The organism is Bradyrhizobium sp., assembly GCF_049581145.1.
Lineage (GTDB): Bacteria > Pseudomonadota > Alphaproteobacteria > Rhizobiales > Xanthobacteraceae > Bradyrhizobium.
Map to the genome: position 1 here is coordinate 1 of NZ_JBAURI010000787.1, position 4622 is coordinate 4622.

At 65.0% G+C, this 4622-nt stretch carries 4 protein-coding genes; all 4 read left to right on the forward strand.

The annotated features are described in order from the left end of the window. Positions 1 to 607, forward strand: a 607-nt coding sequence (locus WCB02_RS25970) for an acyl-CoA dehydrogenase family protein (RefSeq protein WP_423962621.1), incomplete at its 5' end; no start/stop codon positions are given. A gap of 153 nt (positions 608 to 760) precedes the next feature. After that, positions 761 to 1903 (forward strand): pimeloyl-CoA dehydrogenase small subunit, encoded by a 1143-nt coding sequence (pimD, locus tag WCB02_RS25975; RefSeq protein WP_423962622.1) that lies wholly within the window; start codon positions 761 to 763, stop codon positions 1901 to 1903. A 198-nt stretch (positions 1904 to 2101) separates the two neighbouring features. Next, positions 2102 to 2875, forward strand: a complete 774-nt coding sequence (locus WCB02_RS25980; RefSeq protein WP_423962623.1) for an SDR family NAD(P)-dependent oxidoreductase — start codon at positions 2102 to 2104, stop codon at positions 2873 to 2875. 218 nt (positions 2876 to 3093) lie between these two features. After that, the gene (gene glpK / locus WCB02_RS25985) at positions 3094 to 4599 is read left to right on the forward strand and encodes a glycerol kinase GlpK (RefSeq protein WP_423962624.1); all 1506 of its coding nucleotides are present in this window, start codon (positions 3094 to 3096) and stop codon (positions 4597 to 4599) included. The last annotated feature ends 23 nt before the right edge of the window (positions 4600 to 4622 follow it).

The following is a 4622-nucleotide window of genomic DNA, read 5'->3' on the forward strand; positions in this document are numbered from 1 at the left end:
GGGCATCACGGTGCGCCCGATCCAGACCATCGACGGCGGTCATGAGGTCAACGAGGTCTTCCTCGACGACGTCGAGGTTCCGATAGAAAATCTCGTTGGCGAGGAGAACAAGGGCTGGGACTACGCCAAATTCCTGCTCGGCAACGAGCGCACCGGCATCGCCCGCGTCGGCGTCTCCAAGGAGCGCATCCGCCGCATCAAGGAGCTGGCGGCGAAGGTCGAGTCCGGCGGCAAGCCGGTGCTGCAGGACCAGGGTTTTCGCGAAAAACTCGCCGCGGTCGAGATCGAGTTGAAGGCGCTGGAACTGACCCAGCTCCGGGTCGTCGCCGACGAAGGCAAGCACGGCAAGGGCAAGCCCAATCCGGCGTCCTCGGTCTTGAAGATCAAGGGCTCGGAAATCCAGCAGACCACCACCGAACTGCTGATGGAAGTGATCGGCCCCTTCGCCGCGCCCTATGACGAGCATGGCGACGATGGTTCAAACGAGGCGATGGACTGGACCGCGCAGATCGCACCGAGCTACTTCAACAACCGCAAGGTCTCGATCTATGGCGGCTCCAACGAGATCCAGCGCAACATCATCACCAAGGCGGTACTGGGACTTTGATGTCTTCCCTCGCCCCGCTCTTGCGGGGAGAGGGTTGGGGTGAGTGGTCGGTCCCACTCTCCGCCGTCATTCCGGGCCTGCGCCTAAGCGGCGCATCCCGGAATGACGAATGATAGATAGCGCGCGAAACGACTTTGAATATGGGAAACTGACATGGATTTTGATCTGTCCGAGGAGCAGAGGCTTCTCAAGGAAAGCGTCGACGGACTGCTGACCGATGCTTACAGTTTCGATAGCCGCAAGAAATACATGCAGGAGAAGGGCGGCTGGAGCAAAGCGGTCTGGGGCAAGCTCGCCGAGCAGGGGCTGCTCGGTCTGCCGTTCTCGGAAGACGACGGCGGCTTTGGCGCCGGCGCGGTCGAGACCATGATCGTGATGGAAGCGCTCGGCAAGGCGCTGATGCTGGAGCCGTATCTGGCAACGGTGGTGATCGGCGGCGGCTTCCTGCGCCATGGCGGCTCGGCCGCGCAGAAAGAGGCGCATATCCCTGGGATCATCGACGGCAGCAAGACCTTTGCCTTTGCCCAGCTCGAGAAGAACTCGCGCTACGATCTGCACGATGTCACCACCTCGGCCAAGAAGAAGGGTGAGGGCTGGGTGATCGACGGCGAGAAATTCGTGGTCGTCAATGGCGAGAACGCCGACACGCTGGTGGTCACCGCGCGCACCGGCGGCGCCCAGCGCGACAAGACCGCCATTGGCGTGTTCCTGGTGCCGGCCGCAGCCAAGGGCATCGCGAAAAAGACCTATCCGACCCAGGACGGCCTGCACGCCGCCGACATCACCTTCACCGGCGTCGAGGTCGGCAGCGATGCCGCGATCGGCGATCCCGACGACGCGCTGCCGCTGATCGAGCGCGTGGTCGACGAGGCACGCAGCGCGATGTGCGCCGAGGCGGTCGGTGCGATGGATGAGTCACTGAAGACCACCGTGGAATATCTGAAAACACGAAAGCAGTTCGGCGTGGCGATCGGCAGTTTTCAGACCCTGCAGCATCGCGCCGCCGACATGTTCGTCGCGGTCGAGCAGGCCCGATCGATGTCGATGTTCGCAACCATGGCGGCCGATTTCGAGGATGCCAAGGAGCGCGCCACCGCGGTCGCCGCCGCCAAGGTGCAGATCGGCAAATCGGCCAAATTCGTCGGCCAGCAGGCGATCCAGCTGCATGGCGGCATCGGCATGACCATGGAGGCCAAGATCGGTCACTACTTCAAGCGCCTGACCATGATCGAGAACAGCTTTGGCGACACCGACTACCACCTCCGCCGCGTCACTGAAAGCGGGGGGTTGGTTTAGCGGCGCCGTGATGTTCGAGACGATAGCCACGCAATAACCGTCATGCCCGGGCTTGTCCCGGGCATCCACGTCTTGGCGGCAAAGAAGGACGTGGATGGCCGGGTGTGGGCGAGCGGAAGCGCCACCGTCCTTCGGACGGCCAAGCCCGGCCATGACGGAGAAGAGCGAGAAGTGGATAAACAAGAGGGAGCACGCGTCATGAAAAACACCCCGTTCGATCTCACCGGCCAGGTCGCCATCGTCACCGGCTCCAGCCGCGGCATCGGCCGCGCCTCCGCAGAGCTGTTGGCAAAACTCGGCGCCAAGGTCGTGATCTCCTCGCGCAAGGCGGACGCCTGCCAAGCGGTCGCCGATGGCATCAGGACATCCGGCGGCGATGCCCATGTCATCGCCTGCAACATCTCGCGCCGCGACGAGGTCGAGGCGCTGATCGCGGGCACCACCAGACATTACGGCAAGATCGACATCCTGGTCTGCAACGCTGCGGTGAATCCGTATTACGGTCCGCTGCTCGACATCAAGGACGAGGCCTTCGACAAGATCATGGGCTCCAACGTCAAGAGCAACATCTGGCTCTGCGCGCTGGCGATCCCGCAGATGGCGGAGCGCGGCAAAGGCTCGATCGTGATCGTCTCCTCGATCGGGGGCTTGCGCGGCTCGACCGTGATCGGGGCCTACGGCATTTCCAAAGCCGCGGATTTTTCGCTGTGTCGCAGCCTCGCCGGCGAATGGGGTCCGAAGGGCGTGCGCGTCAATTGCGTCGCGCCCGGCCTGGTGAAGACCGATTTCGCCCGCGCGCTGTGGGAAGACGAGGAGCGGTTGAAGCGCCGCTGCGCCACCACGCCGCTCCGTCGCATCGGCGAGCCCGACGAGATCGCCGGCGCCGTCGCCTATCTCGCCTCCGACGCCTCGACCTTCATGACCGGCCAGACCATCGTGGTCGACGGCGGCGTGACCACCGCGTCGGTGTAGCTCCCGCGCGGCTGGCGTCGCCGCCGAGCCGGGACGATGGAGGAGCAGCCCGCGCCAGATACTACACGTCTTCCCCGCGAAGGCGGGGACGACAGTGGAGTTTGACGACGACAGCGGAGTTTGGGGCGCCTCGGATATTGACCTTCCTTCGGCAATCCGCTTGCCTCTCCTGAAACCAAACACCTCACTCCGGGACGCAACGCGAGGGACCACCCATCATGTCATTCGTCTTGGCCATCGATCAGGGCACCACTTCCTCGCGCGCCATCGTGTTTCGCTCCGACATCTCGATCGCGGCGATCGCGCAGCAGGAGTTCCCGCAGCATTTTCCGGCCTCCGGCTGGGTCGAGCATGAGCCGGAGGACATCTGGACCTCGACCATCATGGTCTGCCGCGACGCGCTGGAGCAGGCCGGCCTGACCGCGAAAGACATCGCCGCGATCGGCATCACCAACCAGCGCGAGACCACCGTGGTATGGGACCGCGCGACCGGGCAGGCGATCCATCGCGCCATCGTCTGGCAGGATCGCCGCACCGCCGATGTCTGCGCCAGGCTCAAGGCCGAGGGCCACGAGCCCGCGATCTCGCAAAAAACCGGCCTGATCATCGATCCCTATTTCTCCGGTACCAAGGTGGCCTGGATCCTCGACCACGTCCCCGGCGCGCGCGCCCGCGCCGAGCGCGGCGAGCTCATGTTCGGCACCGTCGATTGCTATCTGTTGTGGCGGCTGACCGGCGGCAAGGTGCATGCCACCGACGCCACCAACGCCTCGCGCACGCTGCTGTTCAATATCCATACCGGCGAATGGGACGACGACCTCCTGAAGATCCTGCGCGTGCCGCGCTCGATGCTGCCGGAGGTCAAGGATTCTTCCGCGAAATTCGGCGACAGCATGCCAGATCTGTTCGGCGGCGCGATCGCGATTTGCGGCATCGCCGGCGACCAGCAGGCCGCGACCATCGGCCAGGCCTGCTTCACGCCCGGCATGATCAAGTCGACCTACGGCACCGGCTGCTTCGCCCTGCTCAACACCGGTGCGACGCCGGTCGCCTCCAACAACAAGCTGCTCACTACCATCGCCTATCAGCTCGGGGGCAGGCGCACCTACGCGCTCGAAGGCTCGATCTTCGTCGCCGGCTCGGCGGTGCAATGGCTGCGCGATGGCATCAAGCTGATCAAACAGGCCGCCGAGACCGGTCCGCTCGCCGACGAGTCCGATTCCATGCAGTCGGTCTACCTGGTGCCGGCCTTCGTCGGGCTCGGCGCGCCGTACTGGAATCCGCGCGTCCGCGGTGCGCTGTTCGGCTTGACCCGCAACACCGGCCCGGCCGAGTTCGCCCACGCGGTGCTGGAGAGCGTCTGCTACCAGACCTACGATCTCTGGGCGGCAATGCGCGCCGACTGGCCGGAGGCCAACGCCGCCAACATCGTGCTCCGCGTCGACGGCGGCATGACCGCTTCCGACTGGACCATGCAGCGCCTCGCCGATCTCCTGGACGCCCCGGTCGACCGCCCGATGATCCAGGAAACCACCGCGTTAGGGGCCGCCTATCTCGCCGGGTTAGCGGCCGGCGTCTATCCGGAGCCCGCCAAATTCGCCGACAACTGGCGGCTGGAGCACCGCTTCAAGCCGGCGATGAGCCAGGCGACGCGAGAGCGCAAGCTGAAGGGCTGGGCGCGGGCGGTAAGAGGCGTGCTGGCGAGCGATGAGGGGGAGGGGTAGATTTTGACCCCTACCGTCGTGCC